Annotated in this window: 20 protein-coding genes and 1 other RNA gene; 12 read left to right on the top strand and 9 right to left on the bottom strand. The window is 66.1% G+C overall.

Annotation, left to right across the window (positions count from 1 at the left end):
- Positions 1-132: 132 nt before the first annotated feature.
- From ffs to HV786_RS16825, 8 genes are all read left to right on the top strand, one after another.
- Positions 133-230: signal recognition particle sRNA small type (ffs, locus tag HV786_RS16860), an RNA gene on the top strand.
- A 151-nt stretch (positions 231-381) separates the two neighbouring features.
- On the top strand, positions 382-2952 hold the full coding sequence (dnaX, locus tag HV786_RS16855) for a DNA polymerase III subunit gamma/tau (protein WP_175211303.1): 2571 nt from the start codon (positions 382-384) through the stop codon (positions 2950-2952).
- Positions 2953-2994: 42 nt separating this feature from the next.
- A complete protein-coding gene (locus HV786_RS16850) occupies positions 2995-3321 on the top strand; it encodes a YbaB/EbfC family nucleoid-associated protein (protein WP_056326789.1) in 327 nt (108 codons plus the stop codon).
- 21 nt (positions 3322-3342) lie between these two features.
- Positions 3343-3951 carry a recombination mediator RecR gene (gene recR / locus HV786_RS16845; RefSeq protein WP_056326792.1) on the top strand — a complete coding sequence of 203 codons (609 nt, stop codon included), beginning with the start codon at positions 3343-3345 and terminating at the stop codon, positions 3949-3951.
- Positions 3952-4018: 67 nt separating this feature from the next.
- Positions 4019-5293, top strand: coding sequence for a CaiB/BaiF CoA transferase family protein (locus tag HV786_RS16840; RefSeq protein ID WP_128827350.1), 1275 nt, complete (start codon positions 4019-4021; stop codon positions 5291-5293).
- A complete protein-coding gene (locus HV786_RS16835; RefSeq protein ID WP_128827351.1) occupies positions 5290-6330 on the top strand; it encodes an ABC transporter substrate-binding protein in 1041 nt (346 codons plus the stop codon). Before HV786_RS16840 ends, HV786_RS16835 begins: the two co-directional genes overlap by 4 nt.
- Positions 6323-7132: an ABC transporter ATP-binding protein gene (locus HV786_RS16830; protein WP_056326799.1), complete on the top strand. Its 810-nt coding sequence runs from the start codon at positions 6323-6325 to the stop codon at positions 7130-7132. Before HV786_RS16835 ends, HV786_RS16830 begins: the two co-directional genes overlap by 8 nt.
- Before the next feature lie 3 nt (positions 7133-7135).
- Positions 7136-7930: an ABC transporter permease gene (locus HV786_RS16825; protein ID WP_062841727.1), complete on the top strand. Its 795-nt coding sequence runs from the start codon at positions 7136-7138 to the stop codon at positions 7928-7930.
- Positions 7931-7954: 24 nt separating this feature from the next.
- On the opposite strand, the gene HV786_RS16820 is transcribed toward HV786_RS16825, so the two are convergent.
- Genes HV786_RS16820 through HV786_RS16805 form a run of 4 tightly spaced genes read right to left on the bottom strand, consistent with a single transcriptional unit; the run spans position 7955 to position 11795 of the window.
- Positions 7955-8530 (bottom strand): biliverdin-producing heme oxygenase, encoded by a 576-nt coding sequence (locus HV786_RS16820; RefSeq protein WP_128827352.1) that lies wholly within the window; start codon positions 8528-8530, stop codon positions 7955-7957.
- A 50-nt stretch (positions 8531-8580) separates the two neighbouring features.
- Positions 8581-9213, bottom strand: a complete 633-nt coding sequence (locus HV786_RS16815) for a hypothetical protein (protein ID WP_128827353.1) — start codon at positions 9211-9213, stop codon at positions 8581-8583.
- Between the two features lie 10 nt (positions 9214-9223).
- On the bottom strand, positions 9224-9580 hold the full coding sequence (locus tag HV786_RS16810; protein WP_252870012.1) for a response regulator: 357 nt from the start codon (positions 9578-9580) through the stop codon (positions 9224-9226).
- A gap of 25 nt (positions 9581-9605) precedes the next feature.
- Positions 9606-11795, bottom strand: a complete 2190-nt coding sequence (locus HV786_RS16805) for an ATP-binding protein (protein ID WP_128827355.1) — start codon at positions 11793-11795, stop codon at positions 9606-9608.
- Between the two features lie 97 nt (positions 11796-11892).
- Between HV786_RS16805 and HV786_RS16800 the strand changes: the two genes are divergently transcribed.
- Positions 11893-12420 carry a carboxymuconolactone decarboxylase family protein gene (locus tag HV786_RS16800; RefSeq protein WP_056326810.1) on the top strand — a complete coding sequence of 176 codons (528 nt, stop codon included), beginning with the start codon at positions 11893-11895 and terminating at the stop codon, positions 12418-12420.
- Between the two features lie 39 nt (positions 12421-12459).
- On the opposite strand, the gene tal is transcribed toward HV786_RS16800, so the two are convergent.
- Complete coding sequence (gene tal / locus HV786_RS16795) at positions 12460-13413, bottom strand: transaldolase (protein WP_128827356.1); 954 nt, start codon at positions 13411-13413, stop codon at positions 12460-12462.
- A 234-nt stretch (positions 13414-13647) separates the two neighbouring features.
- Between tal and carA the strand changes: the two genes are divergently transcribed.
- The 3 genes from carA (at position 13648) to HV786_RS16780 (ending at position 18890) form a co-directional block, all read left to right on the top strand.
- Positions 13648-14802, top strand: coding sequence for a glutamine-hydrolyzing carbamoyl-phosphate synthase small subunit (carA, locus tag HV786_RS16790; RefSeq protein WP_062841732.1), 1155 nt, complete (start codon positions 13648-13650; stop codon positions 14800-14802).
- Positions 14803-14812: 10 nt separating this feature from the next.
- Positions 14813-18052, top strand: coding sequence for a carbamoyl-phosphate synthase large subunit (carB, locus tag HV786_RS16785; RefSeq protein WP_056326817.1), 3240 nt, complete (start codon positions 14813-14815; stop codon positions 18050-18052).
- 73 nt (positions 18053-18125) lie between these two features.
- Complete coding sequence (locus tag HV786_RS16780; protein ID WP_175211301.1) at positions 18126-18890, top strand: SDR family oxidoreductase; 765 nt, start codon at positions 18126-18128, stop codon at positions 18888-18890.
- A gap of 104 nt (positions 18891-18994) precedes the next feature.
- Here the strand turns inward: HV786_RS16780 and HV786_RS16775 are convergent, their stop codons facing one another.
- Genes HV786_RS16775 through HV786_RS16760 form a run of 4 tightly spaced genes read right to left on the bottom strand, consistent with a single transcriptional unit; the run spans position 18995 to position 23384 of the window.
- The gene (locus tag HV786_RS16775) at positions 18995-19639 is read right to left on the bottom strand and encodes a histidine phosphatase family protein (protein ID WP_128827357.1); all 645 of its coding nucleotides are present in this window, start codon (positions 19637-19639) and stop codon (positions 18995-18997) included.
- A 26-nt stretch (positions 19640-19665) separates the two neighbouring features.
- On the bottom strand, positions 19666-20574 hold the full coding sequence (locus HV786_RS16770) for a LysR family transcriptional regulator (RefSeq protein ID WP_175211299.1): 909 nt from the start codon (positions 20572-20574) through the stop codon (positions 19666-19668).
- 15 nt (positions 20575-20589) lie between these two features.
- Positions 20590-21675, bottom strand: coding sequence for an ABC transporter ATP-binding protein (locus HV786_RS16765; RefSeq protein WP_128827359.1), 1086 nt, complete (start codon positions 21673-21675; stop codon positions 20590-20592).
- The gene (locus tag HV786_RS16760; protein ID WP_128827360.1) at positions 21672-23384 is read right to left on the bottom strand and encodes an ABC transporter permease; all 1713 of its coding nucleotides are present in this window, start codon (positions 23382-23384) and stop codon (positions 21672-21674) included. Before HV786_RS16760 ends, HV786_RS16765 begins: the two co-directional genes overlap by 4 nt.
- Positions 23385-23412: the final 28 nt, after the last annotated feature.

Below are 23412 nucleotides of genomic sequence, written 5' to 3'. Positions count from 1 at the left end.
AAGCGAAGCAAAGCCCCCACCCCCTCCCCCTCGGGGGGAGGGCCGGGGAGGGGGCCCACATATTGCCCCTCGGGGCCCGCCTGCCGAGATTCGAGCGAGCGCGCGAAGCGCAGCTCTGCTAGAATCTCGGCTGGCGGGCCCCTTCGCATGGTTCGACGGTGAACCTGGTCAGGTCGGGAACGAAGCAGCCATAGTCGTTTAGGGTCAGTGCCGGAGTAAGGCTCGCCAACCGGATTCTTCAAGGCAGTAGCGTTTGCTACATCGCTTTCACAGGGGACGGGGTTATTTTCCAAGGATTCGTTCCACGGGAATAAGCCCGTCCCCTTTGCATTCCAGCCCGCTCGATCAACGGGTTCAACAATCAGGCTCTACAATCCAGCCATGACTTATCTGGTATTGGCCCGCAAGTGGCGGCCGCGATCGTTCGATACCCTGGTGGGACAGGATCACGTGGTGCGCGCGCTCACCCATGCGCTCGACACGCAACGCCTGCATCACGCCTGGCTGTTCACCGGAACCCGGGGCGTTGGCAAGACCACGCTCTCGCGCATCCTGGCCAAATCGCTCAACTGCGAGACCGGCATCACCTCCAAGCCTTGTGGCGTCTGCCGCGCCTGCACCGAGATCGATGCCGGCCGCTTCGTCGACTACCTTGAGCTGGACGCCGCGTCCAACCGCGGCGTCGAGGAAATGACGCAGCTCCTGGAGCAGGCGGTCTATGCGCCCGGCGCGGGACGCTTCAAGGTCTACATGATCGACGAAGTCCACATGCTGACCGGGCACGCGTTCAACGCCATGCTCAAGACGCTGGAAGAGCCGCCCCCGCACGTCAAGTTCATCCTGGCCACCACCGATCCGCAGAAGATCCCGGTGACGGTTTTGTCGCGCTGCCTGCAATTCAATCTAAAGCAGATGCCGGCCGACTCCATCGTTGGCCATTTGCAGGCCGTGCTTGGCCAGGAAGACGTGGGCTTTGAAATCCCGGCCCTGCGGCTGATCGGGCAGGCCGCGTCGGGGTCGATGCGCGACGCCTTGTCGCTCACCGACCAGGCCATTGCCTACAGTGCGGGCAACCTGACCGAGGACGCCGTGCGCGGCATGCTCGGCACTATCGACCAGCGCCATCTCGTCCGCCTGCTCGACGCCTTGTCCTCGGGCGACGCCAAGGGCGTGCTGGCCGTGGCCGATGAACTCGCGATCCGCGGGCTGTCGTATGCCGGCGCGCTGGCCGACCTGGCCGTGCTGCTGTCGCGCGTCGCGATCGAGCAGCGCGTGACGGGCGTCACCGCCGCCGAAGATCCGCTGGCCGCCGACATCGCCCGTCTGGCGCTGGCGCTCCATCCGGACGCCGTGCAACTCTTCTATTCCGTCGCGGTGCACAGCCGCGGCGAATTGACGCTGGCGCCTGACGAATACGCAGGCTTCATCATGGCGTGCCTGCGCATGCTGGCGCTCAATGGCGACGCTGGCCCGCAGACGGCGCTGGAAGCGCCCGCCGCACCCGCCCGCCAGACGGCAGCGCCCGCCGCAGCTGCGGCCATCGCCGCGCCCACGGGCGCCGAGGCCGGCGCTTCTAACCCAGATGCTGCGCCAACGGCCGCTGCGTCGGCGGCGGTTGCGTCGACTGCCGCGGTATCGACCGACGCGGTATCGACCGCCGCGGTATCGCCCGCCGCTGTGCCGGCATCCGCGCAGTCGGGAGACGCTCCTTCGGCAGCGGCTCAGTCGGCAGCGGGCCAGCCGCCAGAGGCTCAGTCGGCAGCCGCCGGTCAGCCCATCGCAGCGACATCCGACGCCGGCACGTCCGGCCCCGCGGCAGCCTCCGCGCCGGCCCACAATGCGGCAGCGGGCAACGATCCGGCTGGCAACGCGTCGGCCACCGCCAATGCTGCAGCCACTGACGCTGCCTTCACCTCAGTAGCCGGCGGCGCCGCCGCGCCGGCAGACGGCTCCGCGTCCTCGCCCGACGCCGCCCGCACGCCCTCGACATCGTCGGCAAGCGAAGCGGCAGCCCCCGCGCAACCGGCCCCGCCGGCCGCAGCGGCTCCGGCGCAATCGCCCGCCGCGTCCTCCCCGCAATCCGCGGATCCCAACAGTGTCCCGCCTTGGGAAGACCTCCCTGCGGACGCCGCGCAGGCGCCCGGCAACGGGTCAACGCACGGCGTAGCAACGTCTGCCGCAGCAACGGCTGCCGCAGCAACGGCTGCCGCAGCAACCCCCGCAGCCGCAATCCCGGACGCTACCCCCGCCGACGCCGCTTCGCCGCACCCGGTCTCCGCCAAAGCGCAAAATTCCGCCGCCCTGGCCGTGACGCCCGCCGCTGCTGCCATTGCCCCGGCCGTGGACGACGCCGACGGTCCTCCAGCGTGGGTCGATGAAGAAATTCCTTTCGAAGCCGAAGGCGGGTTCATGCCTGACAGCGGTTTCACGTCCGACCCCGACGACGATTTTGAAACGCTGGCCACGTCGCCGTCCCCCGCACCCGCACCGCCCGCCGCCCGCCGCGATGGCCCCGCGCCCGCGCGCAAGCGCCAGTCGCGCGCGCCGCGCCTGGCAGACATGGACGCGGCGTCCTGGCCCGAACTGGCCGCACGGCTGCCGGTGACCGGCCTGGCCTCGGAACTGGCGCGCCAGAGCGAATGGGCCGGCGTGCAGGGCGACGCCATCATCCTGCGCGTGGCCGTCAAGACCCTGGCCGAAAGCGAAAGCCGCGTGCGGCTGCAGACCGTCCTGTGCGAACATTTCGGGCAGGGCATCCGGCTGGACGTGCGGGTCGGCGTCACCGGCGATGCCACGGCGTATGCCGTGGCTCAGGCCGAGAGCGCGGCGCGCCAGCTGGCGGCCGAAAACGCCGTGGCCGACGATCCCTTTGTGCAAGCGCTGTTGGCGGATTTCGGAGGCCATGTCGTGCCTGGCTCGATCCGCCACGTTGATTCATCGGCCGCCGCCTGACGGCGGCCAACCTCATTCCCCTCGTTCAAGGAAGCTCCCATCATGATGAAAGGACAACTCGCCGGCCTGATGCGCCAAGCGCAGCAGATGCAGGAAAACATGAAGAAGGCGCAGGACGCGCTGGCCGACATCCAGGTCGAAGGCGCCTCGGGCGGCGGTCTGGTGAAGGTCACGATGACCTGCCGTCACGACGTCAAGCGCGTCGAGATCGATCCGTCGCTGCTGGCCGACGACAAGGACATGCTGGAAGACCTGGTCGCCGCCGCGTTCAACGACGCGCTGCGCAAGGCCGAAGCCACCTCCCAGGAGAAGATGGCGTCGGTGACCGCCGGCATGCCGCTGCCCCCGGGCATGAAACTGCCGTTCTGATAGCCGCTGCCGTAGGCTGCAATGGATCCCTTACTGCCTGAACCCGAGCCGCTGGTCTCGCTGATCGAAGCGCTGCGTCGCCTGCCTGGTGTGGGCGTGCGATCGGCCAGACGCATGGCCTACCACCTGTTGCAGCATGATCCGCAAGGCGCGGACATGCTGGGGCGGGCGCTTGCCGGCGCGGTGCGGGATCTGAAGCACTGCGCGCGCTGCAACAGCTTTTCCGAAGACGAGGTCTGCGCGACCTGCTCCAACGCCAAGCGTGATCCCTCGCTGCTGTGCATTGTGGAAACGCCGGCCGACCAGAACATGATCGAGTCCAGTCACGGCTATCGTGGCCTGTACTACGTGCTCATGGGCCGCGTCGCGCCGCTGGAAGGCATCGGCCCGCGCGAGCTGGATTTCGACCGCGTGATCAAACGCGCGACCGACGGCGTGGTGCAGGAGGTCATCCTGGCCACCAACTTCACGGCCGAAGGCGAGACCACCGCGCACTTCCTGGGCGAGGCGCTTGGCGAGCGCGGGCTGCGGGTCACGCGCCTGGCGCGTGGTGTGCCGGCCGGCAGCGAGCTCGAATACGTCGATGCCGGCACCATCGCCTGGGCCCTGATGGAGCGCAAGACCACCTGACGCTCGCGGTACCAGAACGCCCGCCGGCAATGCATCGGCAGGGCAACCAATGTGAGGAAGACAAACCATGTCAGCGCTGACTGGACTCAAAGTCCTGGAACTCGGCACGCTTATCGCCGGCCCGTTCGCCGCGCGCATCTTCGGCGAATTCGGCGCCGACGTCATCAAGGTGGAAACCCCGCACGGGCCTGACGGCACGGGCGGCGGCGATCCCATCCGCAGCTGGCGCCATCTGCACGAGGGCAATTCCTTGTGGTGGACGGTGCAGGCCCGCAACAAGCAATCCATCGCGCTCAACCTGAAAGACCCCCGCGCCCAGGAGATCGCCCGCAAGCTGGCGCTCGACGCCGATGTGGTGGTCGAGAACTACCGCCCCGGCGTCCTGGAAAAGTGGGGGCTGGGCTACGAACAGCTACGAGCCATCAATCCCGCCCTCATCATGGTCCGCCTGTCCGGCTATGGACAGACGGGGCCCATGAAGGATCAGCCCGGCTTTGGCGCCATCGGCGAATCGATGGGCGGCCTGCGCTACGTGTCCGGCCATCCCGACCGTCCGCCGCTGCGCGTGGGCATCTCCATCGGCGATTCCATCGCGGCGCTGCATGGCGTGATCGGCGCGATGATGGCGCTGCGCCATCGCGATGCCACTGGTGGCCGCTGGAATGGCAAGACGGGCGACGAATGCCAGGCAGGGCAGGGCCAGATGGTTGACGTGGCCCTGTACGAAGCCGTGTTCAACATGATGGAAAGCCTGGTCCCCGAATACGACGTGGCCGGCGTGGTGCGCGAGCGCACGGGCGGCGCGCTGCCCGGCATCGTGCCGTCCAACACCTACACCACCCGCGACGGCCAGAACATCGTCATCGCCGGCAATGGCGACGCGATCTTTCATCGCCTCATGCGGGCCATCGGCCGCGACGATCTGGCCGAGGATCCGGACCTGGTGCGCAACGATGGCCGCGCGCGGCGTGTCCAGGAGATCGACGGGGCCATCCAGCAATGGTGCGACGGACGCGGCATCGAAGCGGCACTTGAGGCGCTCAAGCGCGCCGACGTGCCGGTAGGCAAGATCTACAGCGTGGCCGATATGTTCAGTGACCCGCAGTTTCTTGCGCGCCGCATGATCGAGCAGCATCGCCTTGCCGACGGCAGCCCCGTCAAGCTGCCGGGCGTGGTTCCCAAGCTCTCGGAAACGCCCGGCCAGACGCGCTGGGTAGGCCCGAAATTAGGGGAACATACCGAGGAAGTCCTGAAATCGCTAGGGTATGATTCAGCGGCTATCGACGAGCTGGCGAAGACCGGCGCTATCGGAAAACCCGACAACCAGGAGACAAAGCAATGACAGTCACCCGCCGTGAACTGCTCAAGATGGCCGGCGCTGCCGGCGTCATGGGCATGGCCCCTGCCATCGTGCGCGCGCAGAAACTCGAAAAGGCCAAGGTGCAGATCGCAGTAGGCGGCAAGCCGCTGATCTACTACCTCCCGCTGACGATTGCCGAGGTGCGCGGCTACTTCAAGGACGAAGGGCTGGACGTCAGCATCGCCGACTTCGCCGGCGGCTCCAAGGCCTTGCAGGCCGTGGTGGGCGGCAGCGCCGACGTGGTATCGGGCGCCTTCGAGCACACGCTGTCCATGCTTTCCAAGGGCCAGGCCTATCGCGCCTTCGTGCTGCAAGGCCGCGCGCCGATGATCGGCGTGGGCGTGTCCAAGAAGAACATCCCGGGCTACAAGGGCCCGGCCGACCTGAAGGGCAAGAAGATCGGCGTGACCGCGCCGGGTTCGTCCACCAACATGGTCGTCAGCTTCTTCCTGGCCAAGCATGGCCTTAAGGCCTCGGACGTTTCCTTCATCGGCGTGGGCGCCGGCGCGGGCGCCGTGACCGCCGTTCGCAGCGGCCAGATCGACGCCATCTCCAACACGGACCCGGTGGTCTCGATGCTGGAAATGCCCGGCGAGATCCAGATCATCGTCGACACGCGCACGCTCAAGGACACGCAGGAGATTTTCGGCGGCAACATGCCGGCCGGTTGCCTGTACGCGCCGCAGGCGTTCATCGACGCCAACCCCAACACTGTCCAGGCGCTGACCAATGCAATTGTCCGCGCCGACAAGTGGATCCAGAAGGCCGGCCCCGACGAAATCGCCAAGGTCGTGCCGGAAACCTATCTGCTCGGCGATCCGGCCGTGTACAAGGCCGCGCTCGGCAAGAGCATGGAAGGCCTGTCGCCTGACGGCATGATTCCGGAAGATGGCGCGGCCACCGCGCTCAAGGCGCTGGCCGCCTATCAGACTGACTTCGACAGCGCGAAGGTCGATCCGTCGAAGGTATGGACCAACGATTTCGCGCGCCGCGCCAACGAGAAGTATGCCAATGGCTGAAGCTGCACTGTCGCTGGAAAACATAAGTTGCACCTTTGTCTCGCGTGACGACCGGTCGCAGCGCTACACCGCGGTCAGCGACACGACCCTGGCCATTGCGCCAGGTGAGTTCGTGTCCGTGGTGGGCCCGACCGGTTGCGGCAAGTCCACGCTGCTCAACGTCAGCGCCGGTTTGTTGGCGCCGTCGTCGGGGCAGGTGAAGGTATTCGGCCAGCCCCTTGCCGGCATCAACGAACGCGCCGGCTACATGTTCCAGGGCGAGGCGCTCTTGCCCTGGCGCAGCGCGCTGGACAACGTCATCGCCGGCCTGGAGTTCGCCGGCGTGGCCCGATCCGAAGCGCTGGATCGCGGACGCGAATGGATGCGCCGGGTCGGCCTGGGCGGCTTCGAGGGCCGTTACCCGCACCAGATGTCGGGCGGCATGCGCAAGCGAGCCATGCTGGCGCAGACGCTGATCCGCGACCCGGACATCATCCTCATGGATGAACCGTTCTCCGCGCTGGACATCCAGACGCGCCAGCTCATGGAGAACGAAGTCCTGGATCTGTGGATGGCCAAGCGCAAGGCGGTGCTGTTCATCACCCATGACCTGGACGAAGCCATCGCCATGAGCGATCGCGTGATCGTGCTGTCGGCCGGTCCGGGCACCCATCCCATCGGAGAATTTGCCATCGATCTGCCGCGTCCTCGCGATGTGGCCGAAGTGCGCATCGACCCGCGTTTCGTCGAGCTGCATGCCGCCATCTGGGGTGTGCTGCGCGAGGAAGTGCTCAAGGGCTATGCCCAACAGAAGCGAGCCTGAACCATGCCCAAACTGAATAAATCCGGTTCCGGCAGCCTGCGCATCTGGCAATTGCTGCTTCTCGTCATCATCCTGGCCGTCTGGCATTTCGCGTCGCGCGATCCCAAGGTCGCCTTTTTCTTTGGCGAACCGCTGAAGGTCTGGGGGCGGATCTGGGCGTGGTTCGTCACCAATGCCGACATCTACAGCCACTTGGCTGTGACGCTGACCGAGACCGTGCTGGCGTTTTTCATCGGCACGATCGCAGGTTTGGGCTTTGGCCTGTGGCTGGGGCTATCGCCGCGCGCCAGTGCCATTCTCGACCCGTACATCAAGGCGGCCAACTCGATGCCGCGCGTCATTCTGGCACCCATCTTCGGCATGTGGTTCGGCCTGGGCATCTGGTCCAAGGTGGCGCTGGCCGTGACGCTGGTGTTCTTCATCGTGTTCTTCAACGTCTACCAGGGCGTGCGCGAAGTCAGTCCCACCTTGCTGGACAACGCCCGCATGCTGGGCGCGCGCAAGCGCCAGTTGCTGCGCCACGTGTATCTGCCCTCGGCCACAAGCTGGGTCTTCTCCAGCCTGCATACGTCGGTGGGGCTTGCTTTCGTGGGCGCGGTCGTGGGCGAATACCTCGGGTCGGCAAGCGGCGTGGGTTACCTGATCCTGCAGGCCGAGGGCACGTTCGACGTGAACACCGTGTTTGCCGGCATCATCGTGCTGACGGCCTTTGCACTGATCCTGGACACCATCGTCGGGGTCGGCGAAAAGCGCCTGATGAAGTGGCAGCCCAAGTCGGGCGAAACCGAAAAGTTATAGATCTCTGCCGGTGCGCTGCCGGGCTCAGGCCCGCAGCGCACCCTGGCTGCGCAGCCAGCCGGTCAGGCTGTCGAACGCGTCACGGGCGCCTTGCAGCGCTTGCGCCTCGCGGTCCCGCGCGCCAGCCTCGCTGTCCAGATACAGCAAGAACGCTTTCCACAGAGGTCCCACCTCTTCTTCATACCCGCGCAGGTACCGCTGGGGCAGATCGGGCGCCGCCGCCTGCAGCCGCTTGGCCAGGAACCGGCCGCCCAACTGCGAACCTTCCACGACGTACGCGACGCCCAATGCATAGGCGTCGGGCGCCGCCACCAGCGGCGGATGCACGCAATGAACGATGGGCGCGGTATCGCCGGCCGCCTGCAGGTCTTCGTACAGCCAGGTGGTCTTGCCGGCGCGTTCCGGCGCACGCAGTTCCCGCGGCCAATCCAGTTGCCAGAGCCGCCCTTCCAACGGTTCCAGCCATCCCAGAAGCGCACGCAGGTAAGCCAGATAGTTGCCCCGGTCCACATCGCCGTCGGCCAGCGCCAGGCCATGATCCAGCGTTTCGTGACGGTCGCGGGTGCCTTCGCGCAGCACCTGGTGGACGGGAGAAATCATGGCGTTCTTGAAGTGAAGGGTCTTGACCAGACGCGTCTCGATGAAATCGGTTAAACGGGCAGATGCAGCGACCAGCACCGGTCCTGGCGTTCCAGCCGCCAGCCAGCCGCCGTCGCAAGCAGCTCGACTTCCTGGGCGTCGAACGCGGGCGGCCTTTCAGAGGCCGCTTCGCCTTCGGGGACGCGGGCGCGCCAGACGCCGGGTTCGGAAGCATCCAGTTCAAGGTGGGTGTCGGCCGGCACCAGCGGCAACAGGCACAACAACCACGCCAGCACCAGGTAACGGGTGCTGAACAGCGGCACGTCGGCGTGGGCGACTTGCTCCGGCCAGCGAATGCCGTGGTGCGACAACAGCAGGTGCGAGAACATCAGCTTGCGGCAGTCGTGCAACAGGTCGCCGCACGCCACGTTGGCGCCGCCGTCGCTCAGCCATCCTTCCAGGTCGCGCACCACGTTCACGCTTTCGTCGAGCATGTCGGAAAGATCGCCGGCGAGGCGCTCGCAGCGTTGCTGCACGGCTTCGTCGCTGGCGCCTTCAGGGGCCTGGCGCAGCATGGCGGCCGCGAGAGATGCGCTGGACAGCGGGCCCAGGACTTCGTGGCGCAGTACCGGAAAGATCTGGCTGAGCACCTTGAGCTGCACGCCCTTCACGGCTAGTTGGCCAAGGGTGTCGGATTGCATCATGGAAGAATCGTCAGTTGGCCTCGTGCAGAATGGCCAGGAGCGCGTCGGGGTCCGCCGGCTTTTCGATCCATCCGGTGAAGATGCCATTGATGGCATCGCGTCGTTCGTGCCGCGCCAGGCCGCTCAGCGCGTAGATGCGCGGCGGATTGGCGTGTTCGCGCAGGCGCTTGGCGAGCTCGTAGCCGTCCATGTCGGGCAGCAGGATATCCAGCAGCACGGCATCCGGCGCAAACGTGCCGACCAGCTCCAGGGCTTCGGCGCCGGTGGCGGCGCACCGCGTCTCCAGGTTCGAAAGCGCCAGGAACTCGGCCAGCAGTTCCGATCCCATTTCGTTGTCGTCCACCAGCAGGACGCGCATGGCGCGCACTTCGTTCAAGTTATGTCTCCCAGGTTCAAGAGGGGGTTGATTCCGGCAAGGCGCGGGGTAACGAGACCGTGAAGATGACGAGCCCGTCGCGGCATTGGACCGAGATGTCGCCGCCGTGGTCGCGCACGACCTGCTCGGCGATGTACAGACCAAGGCCGAGGCCGGTGCGGTTGCGCGACTGGCCCACGGACTCTGGCTTGAAGGGCGAGAACAGATGCGCAAGCACGTCATCGGCGATCGGTTCGCCATGGTTGGTGACGCTGAGCGTGACGCCGTCGCCGGACGCCGACGCGTTCACCACAATGGGCTGGCGCGGCGCGCCGTGCTGGCGCGCGTTGCTCATCAGGTTGGTCACCACCTGCGCGATGCGGTCGGTATCGGCCATGAGCGTCAAGCCGTCCGGCACGTCAGTTTCAATGCGCAGGCCAGGATAGGCCTGGCGCTTTTCCTCGATGAGGCCGTTGACCAATGCCGACAGGTCGCACAGCCGCTTTTCGATGCCCAATCCCAGCCCGCCCTGCAGGCGCGACAGGTCCAGCACCTGCGAAATCAGGCGCTGCATCCGGCCGCTGGAATAGCGGATGCGCTCGCCCATGCGCGCCCCGGTATCGGTGCGCGACAAGAGCGTTGCGGCCATGGAGATCGATTGCAACGGGTCGCGCAGATCGTGGCCCAGCATGGCCAGCAGCGCGGTGCGGGCGCGGTCGACGTCCGCGGTGCGGCTGGTCGAAATGTGCGAGAGCTCGTCGCGCAGATTGTCCACGGCTTCCAGCTCGGATGGCAGCCAGGGCAGACAGACCCCGCGTACGACTTCGCGCCACGCCTCGAACGAGCCGCGCGGAGTCAGGCGCGGGCCGAGGCTGCCGACGGCGTACTGCTTTTCCGGCTTGCCGCCCCACACAAGGGTCTCGATCTGTTCCTTGCGCAGCCAGATCAGCCAGCCATTGTTCATGGGGTCGAACTTGCAGGCAAGCAGCCCCGCATACGGGACGATTTCGGTCTGCAATTCAGGGAAATCGCGCGCGATGTTGGTGGTGTGCACCACGCGCTGCCCGCTCTGGTCCAGCGCATTGAGAATGCCCGCCAGTTCGCCGCGCGGCGCAATGCCGCCAAACACGGTGACGCTGTTGCTCCAGAGGCAAAGCGCGGCATCGTTCGGGACCAGCGAGGCAGGCGTTTCACCGCCCTGCGACAGCGCCTGATGCATGTTTTCAGAGGCCGACACGCGCTCGACCAGCTTGCTGACCAGCGCGGCGCTCTGGCGGGACTGTTCAGCCCGCTCGTTAGCCTCGATGCCAGACACGGTGGCGGCAACGACCTGCGCCATGGCTTCGCACGCCAGGCGGGCAGGGTACGGCAAGGCCCGCGGCGTGTGGTGGTGGCACGCGATCATGCCCCACAGGCGGCCGCCGATCACCAGCGACAGGCTCATCGACGCCCGCACGCCCATGTTCGCCATGTATTCCAGATGGATGGGCGACACGCTGCGCAAGACCGAAAAGCTCATGTCGAGCGCGCGCGGCTCCGGCGACGGGCCGCTCAGCACGCGCACGGGGTGGTAGGTCGCGTCGGCGATCAGGCGCAGGGTGTTTACCGTGTAGAGCCGGCGCGCCTGCGCCGGGATGTCGCCGGCGGGGTAGCGGCGGCCCACCCAGTCGTCCAGGTCGGCGCGGCGCTGTTCGGCCACGATCTCGCCGCTGTCGTCGGGATGGAAGCGATACGCCATCACCCGGTCAAAGCCCGTGGCGCGCTGCACTTCGCGCACCATGCTGTCCAGAAGCGAAGGAATGTCGCGCTGCCGGCGCACGCGCTCGATGCTGCGGTAGATGCGCTCGGGCGCGGCGATGCCGACGCCGTCGGCGCGGCGCTCGAGTTCGACGATGGTCAGTCCGTCGGTATTGCGATGACCAATGACGTCATACGTGGCGCGATCCAGCGTGATGGTCAGCGGATCGAAAATGGGGTCAGGGTTGCCGAGCCACGTGGACAGGCAGTACGCCAGGCCGGGCGGCAGCGCCTCGGGCGCGCAAGGCTGGTCCAGCGTCAGACACGTGTCGAGCAACTGGGCGGCATTTTCGCTGGCGTAGCGTAGCGTGCCGTCCATGTCGAACGCGAGCAGCGCCCCCAGCGGCTGGATGGCGCCCGGAATATGTATCGGTTCGCTATCGCAATTGGCGAGAGTGAGTTGAGGGTAGGATTCTGTGGGCGCATTCATGCGAGTGGGTTACCGTGGACGCGCGGATGTAGTGCCATTATGTCAAAGATATTGTGAGAATGTGTGCATTTGCTGCCCCTTACCTTCCGGAGTTCGCATGGCCCGTTTGCCCTACGCTGATTTGACTCATCCCGAAGCACGGCCCCTCGTGGAACGCATCGTCGCGCAGCGAGGCAGTGTGCTGCATCTGTATCAGATGCTGCTGCACAGTCCCGCCGTGGCCGACGGCTGGCTGAACTACCTGACGTCGATCCGGCAGCTCAGCACGTTGCCGGGCGATCTGCGCGAGCTCGTCATCATGCGGGTGGCGGCCATCAACGGTGCGCCCTACGAGGCCGACCAGCATGCGCCGATCGCATTGAAGGAAGGCGTGTCCCAGGCGCAGCTCGATGCGCTGGATGCGTGGGAAACCTCGGGTCTGTTCAGCGAACGCGAACGGGCGGTGCTGGCCTACACGGACGCCATGACGCGTCACGTGCAGGTTCCCGAGGCGGTGTTCGACGCCGTCCGGGCGGCCATGGGGTCGGAAAAACTGGTGGTCGAGCTGACGGCGACAATCGCCGCGTACAACATGGTATCGCGGTTCCTCGAAGCGCTGCAGGTGCACTCCCACGATCACCGGTAGGAAAGGGGCGCGCGGAAGCCCGCCGCGCGCCACGCTGGCTCAGCCTCGCTGCGCGTCGATCAGGGCGTCCAGCTTGATGGCATCGGCCACAAACAGGCGGATGCCCTCTGACAGTTTTTCGCTGGCCATCGCGTCTTCATTGAGCAGGGTGCGGAACGTGACTTCATCCGCGCCGATGCGTTCGATGTCACCGCGCGCGTCGCCGGCCCGAAGCTGCGCCGGGGCGTCGCCCTCGGTGGAGGCCAGCTTGTTCAGCAGGTCCGGGCTGATCGTCAGCAGGTCGCAGCCGGACAAGGCAAGGATCTGCCCGACGTTGCGAAAGCTCGCGCCCATGATCTCCGTGGGAATCCCGAAGTGCTTGTAATAACGGTAGATATTGGTGACGGATTGGACGCCGGGGTCGCGCGCGCCGGCGTTGTCCTCTTCCACCCACGACGCCCCGGCCGATTTCTTGTGCCAGTCGTAGATGCGGCCCACGAAAGGGGAAATGAGCTGCACGTGCGCATCGGCGCAGGCGACGGCCTGGGGCAGCGAGAACAGCAGGGTCAGGTTGCAGCGGATGCCTTCGGACTGCAGGACGCGGGCGGCCTGGATGCCTTCCCAGGTGGAGGCAATCTTGATCAGCACGCGCTCGCGCGGGATGCCGGCGGCCTCGTACAGGGCGATCAGGCCGCGCGCGCGCTCGATGGTGGCGCGGGTGTCGAACGACAGGCGGGCGTCCACTTCGGTGGACACGCGGCCCGGCACGATGTCCAGAATCGCGCGGCCGAAGGCGACCAGCAGGCGATCCATGAGCTCGGCAGTCGAGACGCCGCGGTGTTCGCGCGCGGTCTTTTCCAGCAGCGGGCGGTAGGCGTCCTGCTGCACGGCCTTCAGAATCAGGGACGGGTTGGTGGTCGCGTCGGTGGGGCGCAACGCCTTCATGGCTTCGAAATCGCCGGTATCGGCGACAACGGTGGTGTGATCACGCAGGGCGTCAAGTTGGCTGGGCATGGACTTATACGACTCGCAGCAGGCTAGGGTTGAAGGTGCTGCTAGCGTATCACCGACGCCGCCGCGCCGCTGTCCGCCGCAAGGCCGAGGGCGCTCATGGAATGCCGCGCAACGGCGGGGCAAAACAGCCGAAAACACCGATTTCGGCCTTATTTGGCGCGGTTCTCCGGGAAAAACGGCCGGTCAAGGTATAATCCGAAGGTTTGATTATCGATTCTAAAACCGGGGTTTACTGTGCTGCCGCAACTCTTTCCCGAGGGGATCAACCGCTTCCCTCCTGCAATTCTGGCTCTGGCGGACGGTACCATTTTTCGAGGCGTGTCGATCGGTGCGCCTGGCCATACCGTCGCCGAAGTGGTGTTCAACACCGCGATGACCGGGTACCAGGAAATTCTCACCGATCCCAGCTATAGCGGCCAGATCGTCACGCTGACCTATCCGCACATCGGCAACACCGGCGTCAACGCCGAAGACGTGGAATCCAATCGCGTCTATGCCGCCGGCCTGGTGGTACGCGACTGCCCCGCGCGCGTGTCGAACTTCCGTTCCACGCAATCCTTGCCTGACTACCTGAATGAGCAGGGCATCGTTGCCATCTCCGGCATCGACACCCGCAAGCTCACGCGCATCCTGCGCGAAAAGGGCGCCCAAGGCGCGTGCATCCTCGTGGGTTCCGACGCCGAGCGCGCCGTTGAACTCGCCCGCGGCTTTCCCGGCATGGCCGGCCAGGATCTGGCCAAGGTCGTGTCCATCAAGGAAAGCACCGGCTGGACGCAAGGCACCTGGCAGCTCGAAGGCGGATACACGTCGCCCGACCAGTCCAAGTTCCATGTGGTCGCCTACGACTACGGCGTCAAGAGCAACATCCTGCGCCTGCTGGCCGACCGCGGCTGCCGCATCACGCTGGTGCCCGCCCAGACCTCCGCCGAAGAGGTCTTCAAGCTCAATCCCGACGGCGTGTTCCTGTCCAATGGCCCCGGCGACCCCGAGCCCTGCGACTACGCCATCGAAGCCACGCGTGCCTTCCTGGACAAGAAGCTGCCCGTGTTCGGCATCTGCCTTGGCCACCAGATCATGGGCCTGGCGGTGGGCGGCAAGACCGTCAAGATGAAGACGGGCCATCACGGCGCCAACCACCCTGTGCAGGACCTGGCGTCCAAGCGCGTGTTCATCACCAGCCAGAACCACGGTTTCGGCGTCGACGCAGCCAGCCTGCCCGCCAACGCGCGCGTGACGCACGTGTCGCTGTTCGACGGCACGCTGCAAGGCTTCGAGCTCACCGACCGCCCGGCCTTCTGCTTCCAGGGTCACCCCGAAGCCAGCCCGGGTCCGCACGACATCCTCGAGCTGTTCGACAAGTTCATCAGCCTGATGTCCGGCCAAAAGTAAAGATTGCATCATGCCCAAGCGTACAGACCTAAAAAGCATTCTCATTATCGGCGCCGGCCCCATCATCATCGGGCAGGCCTGCGAATTCGACTACTCCGGCGCGCAAGCTTGCAAGGCGCTCAAGGCCGAGGGCTACCGCACCATCCTGGTGAACAGCAACCCGGCCACGATCATGACGGACCCGGAAACGGCCGACGTCACCTACATCGAGCCCATCACCTGGCAGGCCGTCGAAAAGATCATCGAGCGTGAAAAGCCCGATGCGCTCCTGCCCACGATGGGCGGCCAGACCGCGCTGAACTGCGCGCTGGACCTGGCCCACCACGGCGTGCTCAAGAAGCACAACGTCGAGCTCATCGGCGCCAACGAACACGCCATCGAAAAGGCCGAAGACCGCCAGAAGTTCAAGCAGGCCATGACCGACATCGGCCTGGAATCGGCCAAGTCGGGCGTGGCCCACAGCATGGACGAAGCGTGGGAAGTGCAGCGCCGCATCGCGGCCGAAGTCGGCACCTCCGGCTTTCCCGCCGTCATTCGCCCCAGCTTCACGATGGGCGGCTCGGGCGGCGGTATCGCCTACAACGCCGAAGAATTCGAAACCATCTGCCGCCGCGGCCTGGAAGCCTCGCCCACCAGCGAACTCCTGATCGAAGAATCGCTGCTCGGCTGGAAGGAATTCGAGATGGAAGTGGTCCGCGACAAGGCGGACAACTGCATCATCGTCTGCTCCATCGAAAACCTGGATCCGATGGGCGTCCACACGGGCGACTCCATCACTGTCGCGCCGGCCCAGACGCTGACCGACAAGGAATACCAGATCATGCGTAACGCATCGATCGCGGTGTTGCGCGAGATCGGCGTGGATACGGGCGGCTCGAACGTGCAGTTCGCCGTCAATCCCAAGAACGGCCGCATGATCGTCATCGAGATGAACCCGCGCGTGTCGCGTTCGTCGGCGCTGGCATCGAAGGCCACGGGTTTCCCCATCGCCAAGGTCGCCGCGCGCCTGGCCGTCGGCTACACGCTCGACGAGCTGCGCAACGAAATCACCGGCGGCGCAACGCCGGCTTCGTTCGAACCGACGATCGACTACGTGGTCACCAAGGTGCCGCGTTTCGCCTTCGAAAAATTCCCCACCGCCGACGCGCGCCTGACCACCCAGATGAAGTCCGTGGGTGAAGTCATGGCCATCGGCCGCACCTTCCAGGAATCGTTCCAGAAGGCGCTGCGTGGCCTGGAAGTGGGCGTCGACGGCCTGAACCAGAAGACCACCGACCGCGAAAAGCTGCAGGTCGAGCTGGGCGAACCCGGTCCGGAACGCATCTGGTACGTGGGCGACGCCTTCGCGCAAGGCTTCACGCTGGACGAAGTGCACAACATCACGCACATCGACCCGTGGTTCCTTTCGCAGATCAAGGAAATCGTCGATATCGAGCTGGCGCTCGAGCAAAAGACGCTGGCCGACCTGGACTACGCCACGCTGTTCGAACTGAAGCGCCGCGGGTTCTCGGACCGCCGCCTCGCGTTCCTGCTGGATTCCTCGGAATCCGAAGTGCGCAAGCTGCGCCACCAGCTCAACGTGCGCCCGGTCTACAAGCGCGTCGACACCTGCGCCGCCGAATTCGCCACCCGCACCGCCTACATGTACTCCACGTACGAGGAAGAGTGCGAATCCGCGCCCACCGATCGCAAGAAGATCGTGGTGCTGGGCGGCGGCCCGAACCGGATCGGCCAGGGCATCGAGTTCGACTACTGCTGCGTGCATGCCGCACTGGCGCTGCGCGATGACGGGTATGAGACCATCATGGTCAACTGCAACCCGGAAACCGTGTCCACCGACTACGACACGTCCGACCGTCTGTACTTCGAGCCGCTGACGCTGGAAGACGTGCTGGAAATCGTCCACAAGGAAAACCCGGTCGGCATGATCGTCCAGTACGGCGGCCAGACCCCGCTGAAGCTGGCGCGCGCCCTGGAAGCCAACGGCGTGCCCATCATCGGCACCAGCCCCGAATCCATCGACGTCGCCGAAGACCGCGAGCGCTTCCAGAAGCTGCTCAACAAGCTCGGCCTGCGTCAGCCGCCCAACCGCACCGCGCGCACCGAAGGCGAGGCCCTGGCCCACGCCGCCGAAATCGGCTATCCGCTCGTCGTGCGTCCCAGCTACGTGCTGGGCGGCCGCGCGATGGAAATCGTGCACGAGCAGCAGGACCTCGAGCGCTACATGCGCGAAGCCGTGAAGGTCAGCAATGACTCGCCCGTGCTGCTGGACCGCTTCCTGAACAACGCCACCGAAGTCGACGTGGACTGCCTGGCCGACGGCGAAACCGTCTTCATCGGCGGCGTCATGGAACACATCGAGCAGGCCGGCGTGCACTCGGGCGACTCGGCGTGCAGCCTGCCGCCGTACTCGCTGTCGGCGGAAGTCATCGCCGAGATCAAGCGCCAGACCACGATGATGGCCAAGGCCCTGAACGTCAGCGGCCTGATGAACGTGCAGTTCGCCATCCAGGGTGGCGACGTCTATGTGCTGGAAGTGAACCCGCGCGCCTCGCGCACGGTGCCTTACGTCTCCAAGGCCACAGGCCTGCAGCTTGCCAAGATCGCCGCGCGCGCCATGGCCGGCCAGACCCTTGCCGCGCAAGGCATCACGAAGGAAGTCGTGCCGCCTTACTTCTCCGTCAAGGAAGCCGTCTTCCCCTTCGTGAAGTTCCCGGGCGTGGACACCATCCTCGGACCGGAAATGAAGTCGACCGGCGAAGTGATGGGCGTGGGCATGAGCTTCGGCGAAGCCTTCGTGAAGTCGCAGCTGGCTGCCAGCGTGCGCCTGCCGGAATCCGGCACGGTGTTCATCAGCGTGAAGAACCAGGACAAGCCCCGCGCCGTCGAAGTGGCGCGCGGCCTGCACACCCTGGGGTTCAAGCTGGTCGCCACGCGCGGCACGGCCGCCGAGATCGAAGCCGCCGGCATTCCGGTGCAAGTGGTGAACAAGGTCAACGAAGGCCGTCCGCACATCGTCGACATGGTCAAGAACGGCGAGATCTCGCTGGTCATCAACACCGTCGAAGAACGCCGCAACGCCATCGCCGACTCGCGCACCATCCGCACCCAGGCGCTGGCCGCCCGCGTGACCTTCTTCACGACCATCGCCGGCGCCCGCGCCGCGGTCGAAGGCATGCAGTATCTGCGCCAGGGACTCGGCCTGCAGGTGTACCCGCTGCAAGAGCTTCACGCTTCCCTGCACGGCTAAGCCGGTAGTCAACGTTAGGGCACGCGAGAGCGTGCCCTAATTCTTTGCAACGCCAACACAGCGACGGGCACACATGGTCAACGTCTTCATTACCGGCGCCAGCAGCGGGCTCGGCCGCGCGCTGGCGCAGCAATACGCCGCCTCGGGCGCCACGCTGGGCCTGCTGGGCCGGCGCGAGGACGCGCTGCAGGAGCTGGCCGGCAGTCTGCCTGGCGCCCACCGCTGCTATGCCGTCGATGTGCGCGACCGCCAGGCGCTGCATGCCGCGGCGCAGGACTTCATCGCGTTCTGCCAGGGCAAGGTGGACGTGGTCATCGCCAGCGCGGGCATCAGTGCCGGCACGCTGACCGACCATGGCGAGGATTTCGACGTGTTCAAGGCTATCGTCGACACCAACCTGCTGGCCACGGTGTCCACCTTCGAGCCCTTCATTGGACCAATGCGCGCGGCGGGGGCGGGACGGCTGGTCGGTATCGCCAGCGTGGCCGGTGTGCGCGGCCTGCCCGGGGCGGGCGCCTACAGCGCCTCCAAGTCGGCGGTGGTGACGTATTGCGAAAGCCTGCGGCTTGAACTGGCCGCCCAGGGCATTGGCGTGGTGACGATCGCACCCGGCTACATCAAAACCGCCATGACGGCGCACAACCCGTACTCGATGCCCTTCCTGATGGAAGCCGACGCCTTCGCGTCGCGCGCCCGCGCGGCAATCGACAGGGGCACGAGCTACACGGTGATTCCGTGGCAGATGGGCGTGGTGGCCAAGCTGATGCGCCTGCTGCCCAACGCCGTGTACGACAGGCTCGCCCGCAACGCTCCCCGCAAGCCGCGCAAGACGGCCTGAGCCTGGCTGCGTTGTGCACAGGTGTCTGACACCCGGCGGAAACGACCTTCAACTGTCGCACCTGCTCCAGGGGTTTCAGGCACCCACAGACCCCCGGGGCCGATTCAAGGCACCACGTCGTCGCCGACCTCGGCTGCCACGTGGCTGACATCGCCCCAGTCCAATACTTCCCATTTGCGTCCATCAACGCCGACGCGGTTGATGCTGACATTGAGCAGCGCGGCGTCGCGCGGCGCGTTAAGCGGCACGCCCGAGGCATGGCGCCAGATGATGTCCAGCACGCCGCCGTGGGTGAACAGCAGGATGCGCTCGCCTTCATGGCGGCTGGCGATATCGTCGACCGTGCTGATGACGCGCGACTGGAACTGGCCCAGCGTTTCGCCGCCGTCCAGCGGTCGCAGCGGATCGCGGCTCTTCCAGGCGGCCGCGGCCTCCGGCGCCAGCACGTCGATGCGCTCATGGTCCAGGCCTTCCAGCACACCGAAACCCCGCTCGCGGATGCCGGGCTCCACGCGCACGCGCAGGCCAAGCTGCTCCGAGACGGGCACGGCGGTCGCGTGCGCGCGCTGCAGATCGCTGCTGTAGATCGCGTGGATGGGCGTGTGCTTGGCCTCGTCGTGCAGGCGCGAGGCCAGCAGGCTGGCCTGGTTGATGCCGAATTCGTTCAGGGGGATGTCTTGCCAGCCTTGCAGGCGCCGCTGGCGATTCCAGTCGGTTTCGCCGTGGCGGATAAACCAGATTTCAGTCATTGCAGTCTTGTTGCGGGAATTGAGCCTTAAGCCTGGGTGGGCGCGATGGGCGCGCGCGGTTTCCAGATGGCTTGAATGATCGAGCTTAACGCGACCAGCGCGGGCTCGCTAGCGCGTTCGTAAGGCAGCATGAAGCCCAGCACGGCGTCCACGCGCGCCTGGCCCCACACGATGAAGTCGTTGGACGCCGCGCCCGCCAGCGCGGTTTCCTCGCGCAGCAGCGCGCAGCCCGCGCCGGCCCGCACCAGCGCGTCCATGTTGGCCTGGTCGTCGTTCTGCATCACGATGCGCGGCGACAGGCCGTGCCGTTCGAACATATCGCGCAACAGCAGATGCGTGTGGCTGCCGGACTGCCCGTCCAGCCACGGCAGTTGCGCCACTTCGCGCCAGCCGCCGCGTTTGAGCACCGCCGCGTGCTCGCCGGGCATGGCGATGCGGTAGCGCACACTGCGCAGCGGTTGCCACAGCACGCCGCGCGGCGCGTTGGCCGCGATGGTCAATGCGGCAGGCAGACGGCCCGTGCTCACCTGTTCGGCCAGCGTCGCTGCGGGCTGCGTCTGCGTCTTTAACTCAACCAGCGGCAAGCGCTGCGTCACGGCCGACGCCAGCTCGCCCAGCCGCAGGAAATCGGGCTTTTCACTGGGTACGCCCAGCTCGACGATGCCGTGCAGATTGCCCTGCAGCTGCTGCGCCTCGGACTTGAACTGCGCGCCCAGCACCAGCAGCGATTCCGCCGTTGGCAGCAATACTTCGCCTGCCTTGGCGAGAGCCAGGCGGCCGCCGCTGCGATCGAACAGCGCCACGCCCAGGCTCTGCTCCAGCGCCTTGATCTGTGCTGTCACGGCGGGCTGCGTCAGCGACAGCGCCTCTGCCGCCTTCGTCAGGTTGCCCAGCCGGGCGACCGTGACGAAGGCGCGGATCTGGTAGATTTCCATGGCCGCGAGTGTAGGTCAGGCCGCCAGCAACCGCACCTGTGTCGGCTCCAGGCCCACGGATACCGGCGCGCCCGCCGGAAACGGCGACAGCCCGGCCAGATGCGCCTGGTCCGCGGTCAGGCGCTGTTCGCCGACCTGCACCTGATAGCGCGTGAATTCGCCCAGGAATTCGCTGCTTTCGACAATGCCGGGCAGCCAGACGTAGCGCGCATCGCCCAGGCCGTCCGCCATCTCGATCTGCACCGTGTGGGGCCGGAAACTTGCCGCCAGCCGCGTGGCCGCGGGCGCGTCGCCCGCCAGCGGCAGATGCAGGTCGCCCACGCCGTCCACCGCCAGCGTCACGCTGCTGCTGGTGCGCTCGCGCACGTTGCCTTCCAGCACATTCATCGTGCCCACGAAGTTCGCCACAAAGCGGTTCACCGGATAGTCGAACAGCGTGCTGGGCGCGCCGATCTGCTGCACCACGCCGTGGTCCAGCACCGCCATGCGGTCGGCGGTGGTCATCGCTTCTTCCTGGTCGTGCGTGACGAAGATCGTCGTGATCCCCAGGCGGCGCTGCAGGCTCAGGAGGTCCTGGCGCATCTGCACGCGCAGCTTCTTGTCCAGGTTGGACAGGGGTTCATCCAGCAGCAGCACCTGCGGTTCGATCACGATGGTGCGCGCCAGCGCCACCCGCTGCTGCTGGCCGCCGGACAGTTGGTTTGGTCGCCGCTTGGCATATTGGGACAGGCCGACCAGATCGAGCGCGGCTTCGACCTTGGTGCGGATCTCGGCGCGCGGCAGCTTGCGCTCGACCAGCCCGAACGCCACGTTGTCCCACACCGTCATGTGCGGCCACAGCGCGTAGTTCTGAAACACCATGCCGATGTTGCGGTGCCAGGGCGGGGTGCCGCTGATGTCCTTGCCATCCACCAGCAGTTGGCCCGCGCTGTGCCGGTTGAACCCCGCGATCAGCCGCAGCAACGTGGACTTGCCGGATCCCGACGGCCCGAGCAGCGCGAAGAACTCGCCCGGCTCGATGCTGATGCTGACGTCCTTGAGCACTTCGGTGTTGCCGTAGGAAAGCTTAATGTTGCGGCATTCGACGCTGACTTTCTTCATGCGGATTCCCCTTCATTGCGCGCCGGCTGCTGGCGTTTGGACGCACGGTCCACCAGCAGGTGCGAGATGTATGTGCCGATGCCCACGGCGACCACCGCCAGGACGCCCAGCGCGGCGCCCGGGCCCCGGCCCGCCGCGCTTTGCATGTAGAGATAGATGCCATAGCTCATGGGCGCCTGGCTGTCCTTGGTCACCAGCATGATGGTGGCCGACAGTTCCACGGCCGCGGTGACGAAGCTGGTCACAAAGCCCGCCAGCATGCCGCCCGCCATCAGCGGCACCACCACGCGGCGGATCGTGCTCATGCGTGTGGCGCCCAGGGACTGGGCGGCTTCTTCAAGCGACACGTGGATCTGCTGCAGCGCCGCCACGCACGAGCGCAGCGCATACGGCAACCGCCGCACGGAATACGCCAGCATGATGATGATCCAGGACGAGGTCAGCATCGTGCCTGTGCCTGGCAGCTCGATGCCGCGGAAAGTGCGAAGAAAGCCGATCGCCAGCACGATGCCGGGAATCGCCAGCGCCGCGGAGGCAAGAAAATCCAGCCATTGGCGCGCGGGCAGCCGGGTGCGCAGCATCAGGTACGCAATTGCGGTGCCCAGGATCACGTCGATCCCGGCCGCCAGCCCGCAGTAAAGCAATGTGTTCGCGATCATGCCCTGCGACTCGGAGAACACGGCGGAATAATGCGCCAGCGTGTACCCGTCCGGCAGCGGCGCGTAGCTCCAGACGCTGGCCAGCGACAGCAGCAACACGCCGATGTGCGGCGACAGCACCAGCAGCAGCACCAGCACGATCCAGCCATACGCCAGCACGCTTTCCACCGGTCCCAGCTTACGCTTCTGGATCGAATTGCCGCCCTTCTGCAGCGTGGAGTAGTCGCGCCCCTTGAGCACCCGCGCCGACAGCCACAGCGCCAGGATCGAGAAGCCCACCATGATGACGCTGATCACGTAGCCCAGCGGGTCCTCCAATCCGACCTGCGTGATGCGCAAATAAGCTTGCGGCGCCAGCATGTTGGTGGTGCCAAGCACCAGCGGCGTGCCAAGGTCGTCGAACACCTTCACGAACACCAGCGACGCGCCGGCCACGTAGCCGGGCAGGGCAAGCGGAAAGATCACGCGGCGAAACAGCCGGAAGCCGCGCGAGCCCAGGTTGAAGGCCGCTTCCTCCATGGCCCCGTCGATGTTGCGCAGCGCCACGACCAGGTTCATCAGGATGAACGGAAAATAATGGATGGCCTCGACGAAGATCACGCCGTTCAGCCCTTCCATGAACGGAATGGTGAAGCCGAACCAGTCGTTCAGCAGCAGGTTCACGCTGCCCGAGCGGCCGAAGATCAACTGCATGGCGACCGCGCCCACGAAGGGCGGCATGATGAGCGGCAGCACGCCCAGGGTCTGGATCAGCAGGGCGCCCCGGAAATCGAAGCGCACCGTGAAGTACGCCAGCGGCACCGCGATCAGCGAGGCCAGCAGCGCCGACCAGCCCGCCACATACAGGCTGTTGAAGAACGCCTCGCGCATCAACGGCTGGTTGAAGAAGGCGCCGAAGTGCCCGGTCGTGAAGCTGCCGTCGGCGTTGACGAAGGCGCTGTGAAAGACCGTGCCCACCGGCACGATCAGGAACAGCAGCAGAAAGCCCAACACCAGCAGCGCCGCCAGGACGGGGCCGGGGGGCAGGCGCGAATGGCCCGAATGATTCATCGAGATTCCCGAAAATCGTTGCCAGTAG

Source organism: Achromobacter mucicolens (genome assembly GCF_902859725.1).
In the GTDB taxonomy this organism is placed as follows: Bacteria; Pseudomonadota; Gammaproteobacteria; order Burkholderiales; family Burkholderiaceae_B; genus Achromobacter; species Achromobacter mucicolens.
This window is presented reverse-complemented; position numbering and strand designations above follow the sequence as displayed.

Bases quoted from the DNA above. Each gene is read 5' to 3' on its own strand.
- dnaX (WP_175211303.1), top strand. From the start codon at position 382: ATGACTTATCTGGTATTGGCCCGCAAGTGGCGGCCGCGATCGTTCGAT.
- HV786_RS16850 (WP_056326789.1), top strand. From the start codon at position 2,995: ATGATGAAAGGACAACTCGCCGGCCTGATGCGCCAAGCGCAGCAGATG.
- recR (WP_056326792.1), top strand. From the start codon at position 3,343: ATGGATCCCTTACTGCCTGAACCCGAGCCGCTGGTCTCGCTGATCGAA.
- HV786_RS16840 (WP_128827350.1), top strand. From the start codon at position 4,019: ATGTCAGCGCTGACTGGACTCAAAGTCCTGGAACTCGGCACGCTTATC.
- HV786_RS16835 (WP_128827351.1), top strand. From the start codon at position 5,290: ATGACAGTCACCCGCCGTGAACTGCTCAAGATGGCCGGCGCTGCCGGC.
- HV786_RS16830 (WP_056326799.1), top strand. From the start codon at position 6,323: ATGGCTGAAGCTGCACTGTCGCTGGAAAACATAAGTTGCACCTTTGTC.
- HV786_RS16825 (WP_062841727.1), top strand. From the start codon at position 7,136: ATGCCCAAACTGAATAAATCCGGTTCCGGCAGCCTGCGCATCTGGCAA.
- HV786_RS16820 (WP_128827352.1), bottom strand. From the start codon at position 8,530: ATGATTTCTCCCGTCCACCAGGTGCTGCGCGAAGGCACCCGCGACCGT.
- HV786_RS16815 (WP_128827353.1), bottom strand. From the start codon at position 9,213: ATGATGCAATCCGACACCCTTGGCCAACTAGCCGTGAAGGGCGTGCAG.
- HV786_RS16805 (WP_128827355.1), bottom strand. From the start codon at position 11,795: ATGAATGCGCCCACAGAATCCTACCCTCAACTCACTCTCGCCAATTGC.
- HV786_RS16800 (WP_056326810.1), top strand. From the start codon at position 11,893: ATGGCCCGTTTGCCCTACGCTGATTTGACTCATCCCGAAGCACGGCCC.
- tal (WP_128827356.1), bottom strand. From the start codon at position 13,413: ATGCCCAGCCAACTTGACGCCCTGCGTGATCACACCACCGTTGTCGCC.
- carB (WP_056326817.1), top strand. From the start codon at position 14,813: ATGCCCAAGCGTACAGACCTAAAAAGCATTCTCATTATCGGCGCCGGC.
- HV786_RS16780 (WP_175211301.1), top strand. From the start codon at position 18,126: ATGGTCAACGTCTTCATTACCGGCGCCAGCAGCGGGCTCGGCCGCGCG.
- HV786_RS16775 (WP_128827357.1), bottom strand. From the start codon at position 19,639: ATGACTGAAATCTGGTTTATCCGCCACGGCGAAACCGACTGGAATCGC.
- HV786_RS16770 (WP_175211299.1), bottom strand. From the start codon at position 20,574: ATGGAAATCTACCAGATCCGCGCCTTCGTCACGGTCGCCCGGCTGGGC.
- HV786_RS16765 (WP_128827359.1), bottom strand. From the start codon at position 21,675: ATGAAGAAAGTCAGCGTCGAATGCCGCAACATTAAGCTTTCCTACGGC.
- HV786_RS16760 (WP_128827360.1), bottom strand. From the start codon at position 23,384: ATGAATCATTCGGGCCATTCGCGCCTGCCCCCCGGCCCCGTCCTGGCG.